This is a genomic window from Sulfitobacter alexandrii, assembly GCF_001886735.1.
Taxonomy (GTDB): domain Bacteria; phylum Pseudomonadota; class Alphaproteobacteria; order Rhodobacterales; family Rhodobacteraceae; genus Sulfitobacter; species Sulfitobacter alexandrii.
Genome location: NZ_CP018080.1, coordinates 88955 through 104970 on the forward strand (window position 1 = coordinate 88955; position 16016 = coordinate 104970).

A 16016-nucleotide genomic window follows, 5' to 3' on the forward strand; every position below is an offset into this window, starting at 1 on the left:
CGCCACAGATAGTCCACTCGCTCAATGCTCGCTTTCGTGATCCAGCGCATCGTCCAATCCGCCCTCGTCCTGCTGGTCGTGGGGCTGGTCGCCTTTTCGATGTTCCGTTTCGTCGGCGACCCCATCGACAACATGCTCGGACAGGAACGCACACAGGCCGACATCGATCGCCTGCGCAGCCAACTTGGTCTCGACCAGCCTTTCCCGGTGCAATACGTCAAGTTCCTCGGCAATGCGGTGCAGGGCAATTTCGGCGTAAGCTACCGTCAGGGGCGTCCCGTTTCGGACATCCTGCTGGAACGCGCGCCCGCCACGCTGGAGCTGGCGGCGGTGTCGGGTTTCCTTGCTATCCTGATCGGCATCGGACTGGGGGTCTTCACCGCCATCAGGCGGGAAGGGTTCGCCGCCAACGCGATCATGTCGCTGTCGCTGATCGGGGTCTCGCTGCCGACCTTCCTGATCGGGATCCTGCTGATCTACCTGTTCTCGGTCGAACTGGGCTGGCTTCCCAGCTTTGGACGGGGTGACACCGTCAGGGTCGGCGGCTGGTCGACCGGCTTTCTCACGGAATCCGGCCTCAAGGCGCTGATCCTGCCTTCGATCACGCTTGGGCTGTACCAGATGACCCTCATCATGCGGCTGGTCCGGTCCGAGATGCTGGAGGTCCTGCGACAGGACTACATCCGTTTCGCCCGTGCGCGGGGGCTGCGCGAACGCGCGGTGAACTTCCGCCACGCGCTCAAGAACACGCTGGTGCCGGTGATCACCGTGACGGGCCTGCAACTGGGCAGCATCATCGCCTTCGCGATAATCACCGAGACCGTGTTCCAGTGGCCCGGCGTCGGGCTGCTGTTCATCAACGCGATCCAGTTTGTCGACATCCCGGTGATGGCGGCCTACCTGATGCTGATCTCGGTGATGTTCGTGGGCATCAACCTGATCGTGGACCTGCTCTATTTCTCGATCGACCCGCGCCTGCGGGCCGACCGGACAAAGGCGCATTGACATGACCGGTACGCAATTGCCCCCCGACGCCCCGATCAAGGTGCGCGACCCCTCTCGCCTGAGCCTCGCGCTGCAGAGCGACTTCCTTTATACTTTCCGGCGCTCGCCGGTGGCGATCCTCAGCTTCGCGGTCGTGACCATCATGGTGCTGGCCGCCGTGTTCGCGCCGCTGGTTGCGCCCTACGACCCGTTCAACCCGTCCTCCCTGAACCTGATGAACGGATTCACGCCGCCGATGACGCCGAACGCCTTTTCGGGTGACACGTTCTGGCTGGGGACCGACGATCAGGGCCGCGACGTGTTCTCGACGATCCTCTACGGGCTGCGAATTTCGCTGTTCGTGGGCGCGGCGGCGGTGCTGTTCGCCATGGTGCTGGGCATCACGCTGGGACTGGTGGCCGGCTATGTCGGGGGCTGGACGGAAACCATCATCATGCGCATCGCCGACGTGCAGCTGACTTTCCCCGCGATCCTCGTGGCCATGCTGATCTTTGGCATCGCCAAGGGGATCACGCCGGTCGAGTACCGTGACCAGATGGCGATCTGGGTACTGATCATCGCGATCGGCCTGTCCGACTGGGTGCAGTTCGCCCGCGTCGTGCGGGGTGCCACGCTGGTCGAGAAGAACAAGGAATACGTGCAGGCCGCGCGCCTGATCGGGCGGCGGTCGCCCGCGATCATGGTCCGGCACATCCTGCCGAACGTGCTGTCGCCGGTGCTGGTGATTGCCACGATTTCGCTCGCCCTGGCGATCATCGCCGAGGCAACGCTGAGCTTCCTCGGTGTGGGCGCGCCCCCGACGCAGCCGTCGCTGGGCACGCTGATCCGGATCGGGCAGGGGTTCCTGTTCTCGGGCGAATGGTGGATCCTGCTGTTCCCGGCCGTGACGCTGCTGGCGCTGGCGCTGTCGGTGAACCTGCTGGGCGACTGGCTGCGCGACGCATTGAACCCGAGGTTGCGGTGATGAGGCGCTTTGTCTCCATTGCAGCCGTGGTTCTGAGCATGCCAGCCTACGCAGAAAGCCAAGAAATACCCCACATGGACGACCGTGGCGCAGTGCTTTGCAGCTACGCGTTCACAGCTGTAATGGAAAAGTATGCGCGTCAATGTGCGCAGGATAACGAAGCGCAGGAATGGCTAGGGGATCTGCTCAATCGGCACAGAGACTTCGTGCGCCGCAACATTCCGGTTCCAGACGCCGAACTCGATGCATTTGAGATTGAACAAACCTCCCTCCCAAACGGTTACAAGTTCTGCGACGCGCCCGATATATCCGAGATGTTCGAGGCGACACTGGAACACCAGAAAGAATTTCGTGCGAAGATCGAAGAGTCTCTAAGTTTTGACCGAAAACCCGTCTGGAACCCTTGCTTTTGACCCAACTCGTCCTCTCCATCCGCGACCTCACCGTCGAAATCCCTACCCGTCACGGTATCCTGCGTCCAGTTGACGGTGTTTCTTACGATATCGCCCCGGGCGAAATCCTTGGCGTCGTGGGCGAATCCGGTGCAGGCAAGTCCATGGCGGGCAATGCCGTGATCGGTCTGCTGTCGCCGCCCGCGCGCATCGCCAAGGGTGAAATCCACGTTAATGGCACCCGCATCGACCAGCTCAAGGGCGACGGCATCCGCCGTCTGCGCGGCAAGGAGATCGGGATGGTGTTCCAGGACCCGCTGACCTCGCTGAACCCGCTCCTGCGGATTGGCGACCAGTTGACCGAAACGATCCTTGCGCATCTCGACGTGTCCCGGTCGGAGGCCGAGCGCCGTGCCGTCGCCGCGCTGGACGAAGTCGGCATTCCCGGCGCGCGGGACCGGATCAATTCCTATCCGCACGAATTCTCCGGCGGCATGCGCCAGCGGGTGGTGATCGCGCTCGCGCTTTGTGCAGAGCCGTCGCTGATCATCGCGGACGAGCCGACGACCGCGCTGGACGTGTCGGTGCAGGCGCAGATCATCGCGCTGCTGAAATCTCTCTGCCGCGAACGGGGCACCGCCGTGATGCTCATCACCCACGACATGGGTGTCATCGCCGAGGCGGCGGACCGCGTGGCGGTGATGTATGCGGGCAAGCTGGCGGAGCTCGGCCCCGTGCGTGACGTGCTGACCACGCCGCGGCATCCCTATACAGACGGGCTGATGGGCTCGACGCCGCTGGCCTCTCGGGGGCAGAAGCGGCTGCACCAAATTCCCGGTGCCATGCCCCGGCTCGATGCGCTGCCGTCGGGCTGCGCCTTTCACCCCCGCTGTCCCTATGCGCAGGACAAGTGCAGCGCCGATCCCGGCCCCACCCTGGCGGACGGAAACGGTGCCGCCTGCTGGTTCCCGCTGCCCCATGACGCAAAGGTGGCATGATGGCACTGGTTTCCGTCGCAAACCTGACGCGCATCTTCGACGTGTCCAAACCATGGCTCAACCGGGTGATCGAACGCCGGGAAAAGGCCTTTCTGACCGCCGTCAGCGATGTCAGTTTCGACATCGAGGAGCGCAGCGTCTACGCGCTGGTCGGCGAAAGCGGCTCGGGCAAGTCCACGATCGGCAAGATCCTTGTCGGGCTGCTCCCGCCCTCCCAGGGGTCGGTCAGGATCCGCGATGTCGACCTCGCCCGTGAACGCGATGCTGCGCGGGTCGATGCGGTGCGTGCCGATATCCAGATGATCTTTCAAGATCCCTACGCCTCGCTGAACCCGCGCTGGCGCGTGCGCGACATCATCGTCGAACCCGTCGCCGCGCGCGGGGGGAATACCAAGGGGATGGCCGAGAAGCTGCTGGAACAGGTCGGGCTTTCGGCCCGCGATGCGGGCAAGTTCCCGCACGAATTCTCCGGCGGACAGCGCCAGCGTATCTGCATTGCGCGCGCGCTCGCGTCAGAGCCGAAGCTGATCGTCTGTGACGAGCCGACGTCGGCGCTCGACGTTTCGGTGCAGGCGCAGGTGCTGAACCTGATGAGCGATCTCAAGGACGATCTCGGGCTGACGTACCTGTTCATCAGCCACGACCTGACCGTCGTGCAGCATATCTCGGACAAGGTCGGCGTGCTGTACCTCGGGCGGCTTGTCGAAGAGGCCGCGCCGGGCGAGCTGTTCGACGACCCCAAGCACCCCTATACCCAGATGCTGCTGGAAGCCGCGCCGAAGCTGGGCGAATTCGGCCGCGAGGTTGACCCGCCCAAGGGCGAGATCCCCGATCCGATCAACCCGCCGCCGGGCTGCGCGTATCACCCGCGCTGCCCGCTGGCGGAGGATATCTGCCGCAAGGAACGACCCGAAATGCGACGTCTGCGCGGTGCGCGGGTCGCCTGCCACATGGCTGAATAGGGACCGGAAAGCGGGTCAGTACCACTTCGCCAGCGGCGGCAGGCTCATCAGGACGGCGTCCGGGTCATGCCCGGTTTCAAGGCCGAACTTGGTGCCGCGGTCATAGACAAGGTTGTATTCCGCATAGAGCCCCCGGTGGCGCAATTGCGTGTCCTTGTCCGCGTCGTCCCACGGCGTTTCACGGCGCTTGTCCACCAGCGGGACAAAGGCGGGCAGGAACGCCGCGCCCACGTCCTGGGTCAGCCTGAAATCCGCGTCCCAGTCGCCGGTGTTGCGGTCGTCGTAGAAGATGCCGCCGACACCGCGCGCCCGCTTGCGGTGTGGAATGTAGAAGTACTCGTCCGCCCAGGCTTTCAGCTCATCGTAGAGCGTGGGGCCGTGGGGATCGCAGGCGCGCTTCATCTCGGCATGGAAATGGGCCGTGTCCGCGTCGTATTCGATACAGGGGTTCAGGTCGGCGCCGCCGCCGAACCACCAGGCGTGCGGTGTCCAGAACATGCGGGTGTTCATGTGGACGGCCGGGGCGTGCGGGTTCTGCATATGCGCCACGAGGCTGATGCCGGAGGCCCAGAAACGCGGATCTTCCTTCATGCCGGGAAGACCCTTGCGCGCGGCCATCGCCGCCTGCGCGCGGTCCCCCAGCGTGCCGAAGACGGTGGAGATGTTGACGCCCACCTTCTCGAACACGCGGCCGCCGCGCATCACGCTCATCTCGCCGCCGCCGGCATCGGACCCGTCCTCGGCCGTGCGGCTGGTGGCGCGCACCTCGAATGTGCCGGCAGGGCCTTCTCCAGGCTGTCGCGCTTCGAGATCGTGGAAAGCCTGCACGATGTCGTCGCGCAACTGGCGAAACCAGGACGCGGCCTGGGTCTTCTGGGCTTCGAAGTCGTCTGTCATATGGTCTTTCCCGATCCGTTTCCCCCTGACTATCCCGACGCGCCGCGCGAGGAAACCGTATGTGCGCCCTCGCGGGCCGCAAAACCGGCGGGGCCGGGGAAAACTGTCCTGCCCTTGTTATCACCGGGCACGATTTTTCAAACGCTTAGCGATCGCGCCTCCCCTGTTGAGGGGAGTGAACCCGGCGCCGATTTCGCCAAAAACGAAACCTGCCGCACGACGAATGCGGCGATGTGTCGGGGCGACGGTCCGCCGCCCGGTATTTGGGGGTCACCTGTGTGCTTTGCAGATCTCGAGAACAGCCGGATCACACGACCGTGCTTCGGGGTCTGCGCGTGACCGCGTCGCGTCCCCTTTCGCCCATCGGCGGGCTGATCGCCGTCCTTGCCCTCGCCTTGATGCTGGTTGCCGCCCCGGCGCGATCGCAGCAGTCGGTCGACGAGACGTGGATGACCGCCATCGGTCTCGTGCAGGCGGGCGACCACGCCGGGGCGCTCCCGCTGGTCGAGCGGCTCGTTTCCGCAGAACCGCGCAACAAGAAATACCGCTTCGAACTTGCCCTGGCTCTGTTCCGTCTTGGCCAGGACGGTCGGGCCAAGTTCCATCTGGAGCAACTGCGCGGGGCGGACCTGACCGCGCAGGAACGCGAGGTGGTCAACCGCATGATCGGCGCCATCGAAGCGCGGCAGGTCTGGTCGGGCTACTTCGGCCTGAACATCCGCCCCGAATCGAACGGCACGAAGCAGACGGAGGACCGCGTTCTGGTGATCGGCGGATTGCCCCTGACGCTGGATGAAACCGCCATCGGCAAGGCCACGGTCAGTACCATCGTCACCACGGGTTTCAGCTACGCCCCGACCATCGGCGAAGGGCTGAAGGCGCGTCTGTCGCTCGATGCCTACCTCAAGCACAATCCGGAAGTCGCGTTGCGGGATTACATTCTCACCGGGCGCGCGGGCCTGTCCTACACCACGCCTGCGCAGCGGTACTGGGACGGCGGCCTGCTTCTGGGGACGCGACGGTCGGCCGACCGGCCCTATTCGGAAACCGTCGGGATATATCTCAATCACGCGCTACGGGTGGGCACTGCCGGCACCCTGCGGCTGGGGGGCGAACTGTCACGCACCTTCCGCAGGCGCGGGCTGGCGGATATCGACCGGACATTCGTATCGGTCGGGTATTCCCATGCCATCGGCGGCAACGCGCAGCTGTCCCTTGCCGGGTTCATCGAAAAGAACGACAGCGCGCAACTGACCACGGACGGGATGCGCCACGGGGTGAACATCGGCGGGCTTTATGCATTCGATGGTGGGCTGATCACCAGCCTGACCCTGCGGGGCGAGATGGATGACCGCACCGGCGTCAGCCGACTGTTCGGTGCCGCGCGCAGCGACCGGAAGCTGGCGGTGGACCTGCGAATCTATCACCGCGATTTTCGCATCGGCAGCTTTGCACCCGAGATCCAGTTGGGCATCGAACGCAACCGGTCCAACATTCCGCTGGCAGACTACACCAACCGCTACCTGTCGCTTGGGCTGACCCGAAAATTCTAGCTTCACAAAAACGTTGTTTTTCCGGGTGTTTAACATAACGATACATCGAAGCGTTCCGCGTGCGGCAAAAGACCGGCGACGGTGCGCGGTGAAAACCGGAGAAAGGCCCGACCCGCGTGAGATTTGACATATGAGCCGTCCTCTTGCCCGCCTGTCCCCCACCGCCATCCTGCTGACAGCCGTCGTGGTCGCCATGGTCCTCACGGCCTCGGCGGTGCTGACGGCCATCGACCGGCCTTACATCGATCTTCCGGAAGGGGCCGTTCCCACGGTGGTCGGCGACGTCACGCTGGAAGACACCGACCTGATCAGCGAGCCCGACTACCTGGGCACCTATCCCCGGATGACCGCTTTCTTCGAACGTCAGGACCGGATCGCCGCCCTGCTGGCCGGCCCCGAGGTCACCGTCTCCTATGCCATGCCGGATGGCACGACGGAGACTGCCACCTTCACACCCCGCCCGCGCGAGATCGCCGATCTGCCGTTTCCCTTCTGGTTCCAGCAGGGCGTCGGGATCCTCGCGCTTCTGGTGGCGGGATGGGTGATGGCCTTGCGGCGCGACGACTGGGGCGCGCGGATGTTCGCATTGACCGGGCTGTTCGTGCCCGTCTTCGCGATGGCGGCATCGGTCTACTCGACACGGCAGATCGCGCTGCCGGGTGACACGTTCAAGCTGCTCTCGCAGATCAACCATTTCGGGGCCGGTTCCTTTGGAATCGCGCTGGTCGGGCTGTTCCTGATGTACCCGAAGCCGCTGTTCCATCCGCGCTGGCTGCTGGTGCCGCTGGTGGTGTTCGGCATCGGGATCGTGCTGGACCTTGCCTATGTCGGCACCGACATCTGGCTGAACCTGATCGTGCCGACGCAGACGCTCCTCGCACTGGTCTTTGGCGTGGCGCAGTGGTGGCGCTCGCGGCGCGATCCGCTCAGCCGGGCCGGTCTGCGCTGGTTCTTCCTGTTTTCGCTGGTGGGCGTGTCGCTGTTCGTGTCCCTGTCGGTTCTGCCCCCGGCCATCGGCATCGCCGAGGAAGGGTTCATCCCGCAGGCCTATGCCTTCGGCTTCTTCAACCTGATGCACATCGGCCTCGCGCTGGGGATCATACGCTGGCGCGTCTTCGACCTTGACCGCTATGCCTATTACGTGTGGGTCTGGCTGGCTGGGGCGGTCCTGATCTTCGTGACCGACCTTGTGCTGCTGCTCTGGCTGCGCGAACAGCCCTGGGCGTCGCTGGCGCTGGCGTTGCTGATCGGCGGATTTCTCTATTTCCCGGTGCGCCAACTCCTGCTGGTGCGCCTTTTCGGATCGCGCACGCCGCAGGTGTCGGCGATGATCCCCGAGGTGATCGACGTGGCGCTCGCCCCCACGCAGCGGCTGCAGAACGAGCGCTGGAATGCGCTGCTGCAGGACACCTTCGCCCCCGCCGCCCAGATCGAGGTGCTGGAAGACGCGCCCGCCCGGCCCGAGATAGCAGAGAACGGGGTGGCGTTGCTGCTGCCCGCGCTGACGGGGATGGCGGGGCGCAGGCTGCGCTATGCCTCCGGCGGACGGCGGCTTTTCGGCAGGGAGGACGTACAGGCGGCGGCGACACTGGCGCGGATGCACGGCGTGGTACGGGAAAGCCATCTGGCCTACGAGCGCGGCGTCAACGTGGAGCGCGACCGCATCAGCCGTGATGTGCATGACAACATCGGTGCGCAGCTGCTTAGCGCGCTGCATGCCGCCGAAGGGTCGCGCAAGGACGGCCTTCTGCGCGATACGCTCACCGACCTGCGGCAGATCATCAGCGATGGGTTCCGGTCGAATTACCGTCTGTCGGACACCACGGCGGATATCCGGGCTGAAATGGCCGACCGGCTCGAAGTGCATGGCATCAGCCTGAACTGGCCTGCCGCGTCCCTCGAAGATCTGTCCACCGTGTCCGAGACGCAGGTTCCCTTCCTTCTGGTCAACACGCTGCGATCGCTGACCCGCGAGATCACCAGCAACATCATCAAGCACGCGAGCGCGACCGAGGTCACGGTCAGCCTCACCTTATCAGAGGATATGCTGCACCTCGAATTTCTCGATAATGGCACGGGGTTCGATACCGCCGACGTGCAGAGAGGGGCAGGGCTGGACAACATGGAAGAACGCGTCAGGACCATCGGCGGCACGATCCGGTTTCGCCGGTTGCCCCAGGGCATGAGCACGCAGATGAGCCTGCCGCTCGACGTGTACACCCGTTCCGAAATGGCGCAGGCGGCGATGTGATCGAAAAGATACTCATCGTGGAGGATGTGGCCCAGAGCCGGGCCTTCATGACCGGTATCCTGACGGAGATCTTCGCCGGGGCCGAGATCATGGAAGCGCCTGACGTACGCACCGCCTTCAACCTCTGCGAGCGGCACCAGTTCGACCTCGCGCTGGTGGATTTGCAGCTGCCCGACGGTGACGGTTACGGCGTCCTGCGCAAGCTCGACCAGACCCAGGATGCGGTGACCGCCATCGTCACCACGGCGATGGGCAGCGACAGCGCCATCGTGGCCGCCCTGTCGGCCGGCGCCCAGGGCTACCTGCTCAAGAGCGATCCGCCGGACCTGATCGCCAGCCACCTGCGGCAGATCCCGAACGGAACGCCGCCGCTGTCGCCCGCCATTGCCCGCCGGGTGATGGACCATTTCCGCCAGACCGGCCCCAATGTCGACGATGCCGCGGCGCTGACCCGGCGCGAGGCGGAGGTGCTGTCGCTGGTCGGCCGCGGGCTGAGGGTTTCCGACGTGGCGGGCGCACTGGAACTCGCGCCAAGCACGGTATCGAGCCACATCAAGTCGATCTATCGCAAGCTCAACATTTCCAGCCGGGCCGAAGCCGCATACCAGGCGGCGCGGCTGGGGCTGCTGACCGGGGATCGGCCCCGCTGACCCGGTGCGTCACCCGGCGCTTCGGGCCTCGACCGCATCACGAAGCGCCTGCGCCAGACGGTCGCGCGGTGCGGTCACATCGAAGACTTCCTCGATGATCCGCTCCGCACGGCCCATGACGCGGTCCTCGCTCATGGTCTCGTAGGGCTCTCCTTCGACGGTACGGCGGAAATGCCGGTTCAGGAAACCTCTGGCGTCCTCCATCCGCATGAATTCCGAGGCCAGGGTCAGGTTCTCTTCGAAATAGGTATCGAAGATGTCCGAGCAGGTAAGCTGGCTCAGCATCGCGGCATTGGTGCGCTTGTACTTGTCCGGCAGGTGATCGAGCAACCGCATCATGAAGGCGCTGTCATGCCGTCCGGAAAAGAAAAGGTCGTGCGAACGCATCATCAGGTGCATCAGCGCGTGATCGATGCTGGGGTTCACGTTCGTCTTGGGGGCAGGGGGCGCCGCCGTATCGTAGGTTGCGTCGATCTGATCGTAGAAGTCCCGGATCGGATCGCCGTGCGCCAGTTCCGCCGACACGAGGGGGCGCAGGATGATGCGCGTGGCCGGCATGGCTTCCTGCCAGGCCCTCAGCACCGCGAGGTAGGGCGGACGCCGGAGTTCGAAGTATTTCTCCACGGTGTCGCGCAGGGTCAGCCCTTCCCGCATGTCCCACTGTTTCCAGGCGGAGGGGATCCAGTCGACCTGGGGGCGGATGTAGAAGATGGCGGTGACCGGGAAGTGTGCGTCGATCCCCTCCAGCAGGCGCTTGGGCGCGTTCTTGTTCGCGAGGTTTTCCGACGACAGGATCAGCCGCGCGTCGGGATCGGCACGCCCCAGCGCATCGAGGATCTTTTCCTTGATGTCCCTTGCCTCGGCGGGTTTCGACATCGCGGATTCGAGTTCCCACAGCGGGGGCTGCGCCAATTGTCGTCTCGGCGCGGGTTCGAAGCTGCGGTTCAGAAGGTGGATCTTCTGCGCCGACAGCGAATCGAATTGCTGCTGCAACCCGGCAAAGATCGCGGTGCTTCCGCATTTCGGAAACCCCGCGTGGACGATCAGTTGACTCATTCACTCTTCTCCTGGCCCGCGCGACCCGCATGAGCACTGCGCCGACGGCAAATCATTCTTTCGTTCGCGGATGACACAGCATGACCGGCGCATGGGGCCAGGTGATCACGAAACTGGCGGAACTCTGGGTTTTTCCGGGCTGAATGTCCAGATTATGAACAAATTGCGGCCCCTTCCGAGGCGTGCTTGCATCAGGAGAGGCAGGGGTCGCACCGCGGGCTACCGGTCCGTCTCGTCTTTTGCCATCAGCCCGAGGGTTTTGCAGGTGGCGATGCCGGCCCGGATATGCCGCTCGGCGGCGGCGCATGTGGCTTCGGCATCCTGCGCGACAATGGCCTGCGCGACGGATGTGTACCCGTCGGCAGCCAGCGCCCGATGCAGGGGGTCGGCCATCATCTGCACGCGCAACTGGGCCAGCCGGTCATGGTACAGCAGCACGGATTGCGCCATCACCCTGTTGTCGCACAACGCGACAAGGATCTCGAAGAAGCGGTAAATCGCCGTGTTGAACCGGTCGGGTGTCGGGTCCGCCACCGTGTCGGCGGCTTTCGATACGCAGGCGAGCAGGCGTGCCTTTTCCTTTTCGCGCCCGGCCTGTGCAGCCTTGGCCGCAAGGGCCGGTTCCAGCAGCAGGCGCAGTTCGAACAGGTGGGCAACCTCGGCCTGGTCCGGCTCGTACAGCTTGAAGCCACGCGTGGTGGGGTCCAGCAGGCCCTCGTGGACCAGCAGCTGCAATGCCTCCCGGACCGGCGTGCGCGAAATGTTCATGTCGCGCGCCAGCGTCGCGTCCACGAGGCGTTCGCCGGGCGCCAGCGCACCCTGCCGTACCCGGTCGCGCAGGATGCGATAGACCTGATCCTTCAGGGCGAGGGGGCGATCGAACTGGTGTTTCGGCATTCGGTATCCCGCTTGTTGCAACGATGGCATGATGGCGCAAAAAGATATTGCAGGGAAGTTGAAACTGCATACAGTATGCAGTTTATGGACCCAAGCGGGCAGGCGCCGCCGCGCCGTCCGCCCCGCCACAGCAAAGGACGCGACATGCCCACCACCGACATCCTGGCAGAAGTGCTGCTGCCCACGCAGGAATTGCGCGACGACTTGCCGTTCTACACCAAGACCCTGGGGATGCGGCTTGAAAACATCTTTCCTGCCGATGACCCCAGCGTCGCCAGCTTTTCCGGTCACGGTCTCAGGATCCGGATCGAGAAGGGGGCGGACGTGCCGCCGGGACGCCTGCGCATCCTGACCGACGCACCCGACGATTTCGCCGAGGGTCAGCGCCGGCTGACCGCCCCCAATGGCACGGTGGTCGACGTGGTGCCGCTGTCGCCCACCGTCGAACAGCCCGTGACGCAGCACGAATTCGCCGTGCGCCGTCTTCGGGACGAAGCGCCCTGGGTGATCGGACGCGCGGGCATGCACTACCGCGACCTGATCCCGACGCGGCTCGGCGGCTCCATCATCGCGAGCCACATCCGCATTCCCGATGGCGGCCCGGTGCCGGACATGGTGCATTACCATACCGTCGGGTTCCAGCTGATCTTCTGCTACAAGGGCTGGGTCGACGTTCTTTACGAGGATCAGGGCGACGTGATCAGGCTGCACGCGGGCGATTGCGTGACCCAGCCACCGGGCATCCGGCACCGGGTCATGCATGCCTCGGCCGAGATCGAGGTGATCGAGATCGGCGTTCCGGCGGAACATGTCACCACGATCGATCATGACTTCACCCTGCCCAATGGCAAGGGCGATCCCGATCGCGAGTGGGACGGTCAGCGCTTCGTTCATCACGTCAAGGACGGCGCGACATGGCAACCTTTCCGCATTCCCGGTTTCACCGCGCGCGACACGGGCATCACCGCCGGGACGAAGGGGGTCGCGGGCATACAGGTCGTGCGCCCGGACGGTGGCACACCGGTTCCCGCGAAACACGACGCGGACATTCATTTCACCTTCGTGATGGAAGGGTCGATGACCCTGACGGCCGAAGGACAGGAGGACCGCGACCTGCAGCCGGGGGATGCCTTTGTCATCCCGCCCGGCATGGTGTCGCAATACCGCGACTGTTCGGACGATCTGGAATTGCTGGAGGTCGCGCTGCGCGGGGATTTCCAGACCACTCTGGTGTGACGGGCCGTACCTTCACGGGAATGTGGGCGCGAGGCCGTTGACCTCTGCGGCGCAGAAAGTATGTACCCCATATAATAAGTGAACCTTAGTATATGGGGCGAACATGCCTGCGAAGATCGACCCGGAATCGCCGGGTTTCCTTGTCAGCACCACCGCACGCCTGATGCGCGGCGCCTTCGAGCGCGAGATCGAGCGCGCGCAGATCGGCGTGACCGCAGCCGAAGCGCGGGTTCTGGCCCACATGTCCGTCTGCGGCGGCATGCGTCAGAACATTCTTGCCGACAGGCTGGGCTGCGCGCCGATGAGCGTCACCGCCTTTCTCGACCGGCTCGAACGGGCGGGGCTGATCGAACGCGCCGCCGACCCGGATGACCGCCGCGCCAAGATCGCGCGACTGACCCCCGACGCGCAGCCGATCCTCGAGCAGATCCAGCTCGCCGGCGAACGCGCGCGCGGGATCGCCTTTGCCGGGGTCAGGCCGGAAGACTTCGAGGTGTTCCGCGCCGTGTGCCTGCAATTGCGGGCCAACCTCGAGGAGACGCGCACCGCGCGCCTGCAAGAGGAGCCCGCGCAATGACCACCGCCCCCCTCATGAGCGAGAGCCGTGTCAGTTTCATCGGCGCCCTTCTGGTCGCCATCGGGCCGATTTCGATGGCGCTCTACACCCCGGCGATGACCGACCTCGTGACGGCGTTCGGTTCCACGGAATCCGTCATCAAGCTGACCCTGACCCTGTATTTCGGCGGTTTCGCCTGCGCGCAGCTCATCGCCGGCCCGCTTTCCGACGCGCTGGGGCGTCGGCCCGTCACGATCGGGTTCCTGTCGCTCTACTGCGCGGCCAGTATCCTCGCCATGCTCGCCCCCACGGTTGAGGTGCTGATCTTTGCCCGCTTTGCACAGGGCATCGGTGCCTCCGTCGGGGTCGCGATTTCCCGCGCGCTGGTGCGCGACCTGTTCACCGACGAGAAATCCTCGCGGATCATGAACCTGATCGGCATCATCCTCGCCCTTGGGCCGGCCCTGTCGCCCACGATCGGCGGGCTGCTCCTGCTGGCCTTCGGCTGGCGCTCGCTCTTCGTGGTCATGACCATCATCGGCTTCGGCGCGATCCTCACCGTCTTCATCTTCATGAAGGAGACGGTGACCCGCGACCTGTCCCGGCTTAATCTGGGCGAGCTGGGCCGCAGCTACCGGATGTTGTTGGGCAACAGGCAATTCCTGACCGCGGCCGCCGTCATCGGCGGCGCCCTCGGCGCGATCTATGCGCAGGCCACCTTCCTTCCGTTCATCCTGATCGACGCGGTCGGCCTGACACCCCAGCAGTTCGGCGTCGCGATGCTCGCGCAGTCCGGCAGCTTCTTCACCGCGTCGTTGCTGATGCGCTGGCTGATGAACCGCTACAGTGCGAAACGCCTTGTGCCGGTCGGGCTGGTCCTGATCGCCCTCGGCAGCGTTGGCACCCTGACCCTGATGTTCTGGCCACCCAGCTTCCTGCACGTGATGGTTCCGGTCGCGATCTACGCTTTCGGAATTGCGTTTGTCATGCCTGACATGTCCACGGCCGCACTCGCCCCCTTCCGGCGCGAGGCAGGCGCGGCGGCGGCGCTCCTGGGGTTCATCCAGATGGGGTCCGGCCTGCTCGTCGGCACGCTGGGCGCGCTGCTGGGCGATGCGGTCACCGCGATGGCCTTGCTCATCCCGCTGATGGGGGCGGGTGCGTGTCTTGCCTATTTCCTGTACAGACGGACGAATATCATCGTACCCCCCCAACCATCTGCGGCGCCGGGTGCCGCGGGTCCGATGAATCCGAGGGCGACACCTGTGACCGGCCCTCAACGCTAGGCCCGGCACCTGCCTTGCCGCATTGCGGCGACGGCTTAATTACATCATAAGACATAAGACACCCCGCCAGACAGGATCCAGACCATGTTCATGCCCCTCCCTTTGCGGCTGCGAAACCTGCTGTTGCTGATGCTGACCTGCTGGGCATTGCCGCTTACGGCGCAGCAGCAGGGCGGGCCGCCGCCCGCCGTGACCGTGCAGACGGTCCAGCCGCAGAACCTGACATTGACCACCACGCTGCCGGGGCGTGTCGTCGCTTCGGCCATGGCCGAGGTGCGCCCCCAGGTCGCGGGCATCGTCACCGACCGTCTGTTCCAGGAAGGTGGCCGGGTGGAGGCGGGCGACGTGCTCTATACCATCGATCCAGCCAGCTACGAGGCCGCGGTGGCCCAGGCCGAAGCGGCGGTGGCCCAGGCCCAGGCACAACTGAACGCGGCCCAGAAGGAAGAGGTCCGGCAGCAGGAACTGGCCTCGCGCAATGTCTCGAGCACCGCCGCGCTGGATCAGGCTGTCGCCGCGCGGGACACGGCGGCGGCGGGTCTGCAGGCGGCGCGCGCCCAGCTCAACGCGGCACAGATCGAACTCGACCGCACCAGCATCCGCGCGCGCCTGTCGGGCGAAATCGGGCGCTCCCTGACGAGCCAGGGTGCGCTGGTAACGGCAAGCCAGGCCAACCCCCTGGCGGTGATCCGCAACATCGACACCGTCTACGTGGACGTCACGCAATCCGCCGCCGAGATCATCGAGTGGCGGCGCGGCAACGCGGGCGAACGCATGGGCGACGACATGCCCGAGGTCAGCCTCACACTGGCGGACGGCAGCGTCTATGACCAGAAGGGTCGGCTGACGGCGGCGGAGCCCGACGTGAACGAACAGACCGGCGTGGTGGTTCTGCGGATGACCTTCGACAATCCCGACAAACTGCTGCTGCCCGGCATGTACGTTCAGGTGGAGATGCCGACGCGCGTTGCCGAGGGCGTTTTCCTCGTCCCGCAGGAAGCGGTGACCCGCAACCGCCGTGGCCAGCCCGTCGCCATGGTGGTAGGGCCCGAAAACGTGGTCGAAGCGCGCCAGCTCACCGTTCTGCAGGACAGGGGCAACGATTGGGTCGTGGGTGATGGCCTGGCAGCCGGGGACCGGATCGTCGTTGCGGGCCTCCAGCGTGCAAGCCCCGGCGCGACGGTCACGCCGGACGAACCCGGCGCCGATGCCGCGGCGGGGCAGGAGACCCCCGCCGAGCAGCCGGCATCCGAGGCGCCGGAACCGGCCGATCCCGCCCCCGCAGCCTCCGAATAAGCAGGAACCGGTACGCG

The 16016-nt window shown here is 65.2% G+C and carries 15 protein-coding genes; 12 read left to right on the forward strand and 3 right to left on the reverse strand.

From position 1 onward, the window contains the following. Positions 1 to 24 precede the first annotated feature (24 nt). From BOO69_RS20590 to BOO69_RS20610, 5 genes are read left to right on the forward strand one after another with little or no spacing between them, the layout of a single operon-like run. Complete coding sequence (locus BOO69_RS20590; RefSeq protein WP_071974241.1) at positions 25 to 1005, forward strand: ABC transporter permease; 981 nt, start codon at positions 25 to 27, stop codon at positions 1003 to 1005. 1 nt (position 1006) lies between these two features. After that, a complete protein-coding gene (locus tag BOO69_RS20595; protein WP_071974242.1) occupies positions 1007 to 1969 on the forward strand; it encodes an ABC transporter permease in 963 nt (320 codons plus the stop codon). Further along, positions 1969 to 2382: a hypothetical protein gene (locus BOO69_RS20600; protein WP_071974243.1), complete on the forward strand. Its 414-nt coding sequence runs from the start codon at positions 1969 to 1971 to the stop codon at positions 2380 to 2382. Before BOO69_RS20595 ends, BOO69_RS20600 begins: the two co-directional genes overlap by 1 nt. Beyond that, positions 2379 to 3359 carry an ABC transporter ATP-binding protein gene (locus BOO69_RS20605; protein ID WP_071974244.1) on the forward strand — a complete coding sequence of 327 codons (981 nt, stop codon included), beginning with the start codon at positions 2379 to 2381 and terminating at the stop codon, positions 3357 to 3359. The genes BOO69_RS20600 and BOO69_RS20605 overlap by 4 nt, the downstream gene beginning before the upstream one ends. Further along, positions 3359 to 4321, forward strand: a complete 963-nt coding sequence (locus BOO69_RS20610; RefSeq protein ID WP_071974245.1) for an ABC transporter ATP-binding protein — start codon at positions 3359 to 3361, stop codon at positions 4319 to 4321. The genes BOO69_RS20605 and BOO69_RS20610 overlap by 1 nt, the downstream gene beginning before the upstream one ends. A gap of 15 nt (positions 4322 to 4336) precedes the next feature. Here the strand turns inward: BOO69_RS20610 and hemF are convergent, their stop codons facing one another. Continuing rightward, positions 4337 to 5218 carry an oxygen-dependent coproporphyrinogen oxidase gene (gene hemF / locus BOO69_RS20615; RefSeq protein WP_071974246.1) on the reverse strand — a complete coding sequence of 294 codons (882 nt, stop codon included), beginning with the start codon at positions 5216 to 5218 and terminating at the stop codon, positions 4337 to 4339. Between the two features lie 335 nt (positions 5219 to 5553). Here hemF and BOO69_RS20620 point away from each other — a divergent pair, with 335 nt between their 5' ends. The 3 genes from BOO69_RS20620 to BOO69_RS20630 all read left to right on the forward strand — a co-directional run bounded on the left by BOO69_RS20620 (position 5554) and on the right by BOO69_RS20630 (position 9672). After that, positions 5554 to 6771 carry a surface lipoprotein assembly modifier gene (locus BOO69_RS20620; protein WP_156875016.1) on the forward strand — a complete coding sequence of 406 codons (1218 nt, stop codon included), beginning with the start codon at positions 5554 to 5556 and terminating at the stop codon, positions 6769 to 6771. Between the two features lie 130 nt (positions 6772 to 6901). Continuing rightward, positions 6902 to 9022, forward strand: a complete 2121-nt coding sequence (locus tag BOO69_RS20625; RefSeq protein ID WP_071974248.1) for an ATP-binding protein — start codon at positions 6902 to 6904, stop codon at positions 9020 to 9022. Next, positions 9019 to 9672 carry a response regulator transcription factor gene (locus BOO69_RS20630; RefSeq protein ID WP_335743946.1) on the forward strand — a complete coding sequence of 218 codons (654 nt, stop codon included), beginning with the start codon at positions 9019 to 9021 and terminating at the stop codon, positions 9670 to 9672. Before BOO69_RS20625 ends, BOO69_RS20630 begins: the two co-directional genes overlap by 4 nt. Positions 9673 to 9681: 9 nt before the next feature. Here the strand turns inward: BOO69_RS20630 and BOO69_RS20635 are convergent, their stop codons facing one another. Both BOO69_RS20635 and BOO69_RS20640 read right to left on the reverse strand, forming a co-directional pair. Further along, on the reverse strand, positions 9682 to 10728 hold the full coding sequence (locus BOO69_RS20635) for a hypothetical protein (RefSeq protein WP_071974249.1): 1047 nt from the start codon (positions 10726 to 10728) through the stop codon (positions 9682 to 9684). A gap of 219 nt (positions 10729 to 10947) precedes the next feature. Continuing rightward, on the reverse strand, positions 10948 to 11625 hold the full coding sequence (locus tag BOO69_RS20640; protein WP_071974250.1) for a GntR family transcriptional regulator: 678 nt from the start codon (positions 11623 to 11625) through the stop codon (positions 10948 to 10950). Positions 11626 to 11769: 144 nt separating this feature from the next. Here BOO69_RS20640 and BOO69_RS20645 point away from each other — a divergent pair, with 144 nt between their 5' ends. The 4 genes from BOO69_RS20645 (at position 11770) to BOO69_RS20660 (ending at position 15999) form a co-directional block, all read left to right on the forward strand. Further along, complete coding sequence (locus BOO69_RS20645) at positions 11770 to 12861, forward strand: cupin domain-containing protein (RefSeq protein ID WP_071974251.1); 1092 nt, start codon at positions 11770 to 11772, stop codon at positions 12859 to 12861. Positions 12862 to 12964: 103 nt separating this feature from the next. After that, positions 12965 to 13438, forward strand: coding sequence for a MarR family winged helix-turn-helix transcriptional regulator (locus BOO69_RS20650; protein ID WP_071974252.1), 474 nt, complete (start codon positions 12965 to 12967; stop codon positions 13436 to 13438). Then, positions 13435 to 14703, forward strand: a complete 1269-nt coding sequence (locus tag BOO69_RS20655) for a multidrug effflux MFS transporter (RefSeq protein WP_237267646.1) — start codon at positions 13435 to 13437, stop codon at positions 14701 to 14703. Before BOO69_RS20650 ends, BOO69_RS20655 begins: the two co-directional genes overlap by 4 nt. Positions 14704 to 14787: 84 nt before the next feature. Next, the gene (locus BOO69_RS20660; RefSeq protein ID WP_071974253.1) at positions 14788 to 15999 is read left to right on the forward strand and encodes an efflux RND transporter periplasmic adaptor subunit; all 1212 of its coding nucleotides are present in this window, start codon (positions 14788 to 14790) and stop codon (positions 15997 to 15999) included. Positions 16000 to 16016: the final 17 nt, after the last annotated feature.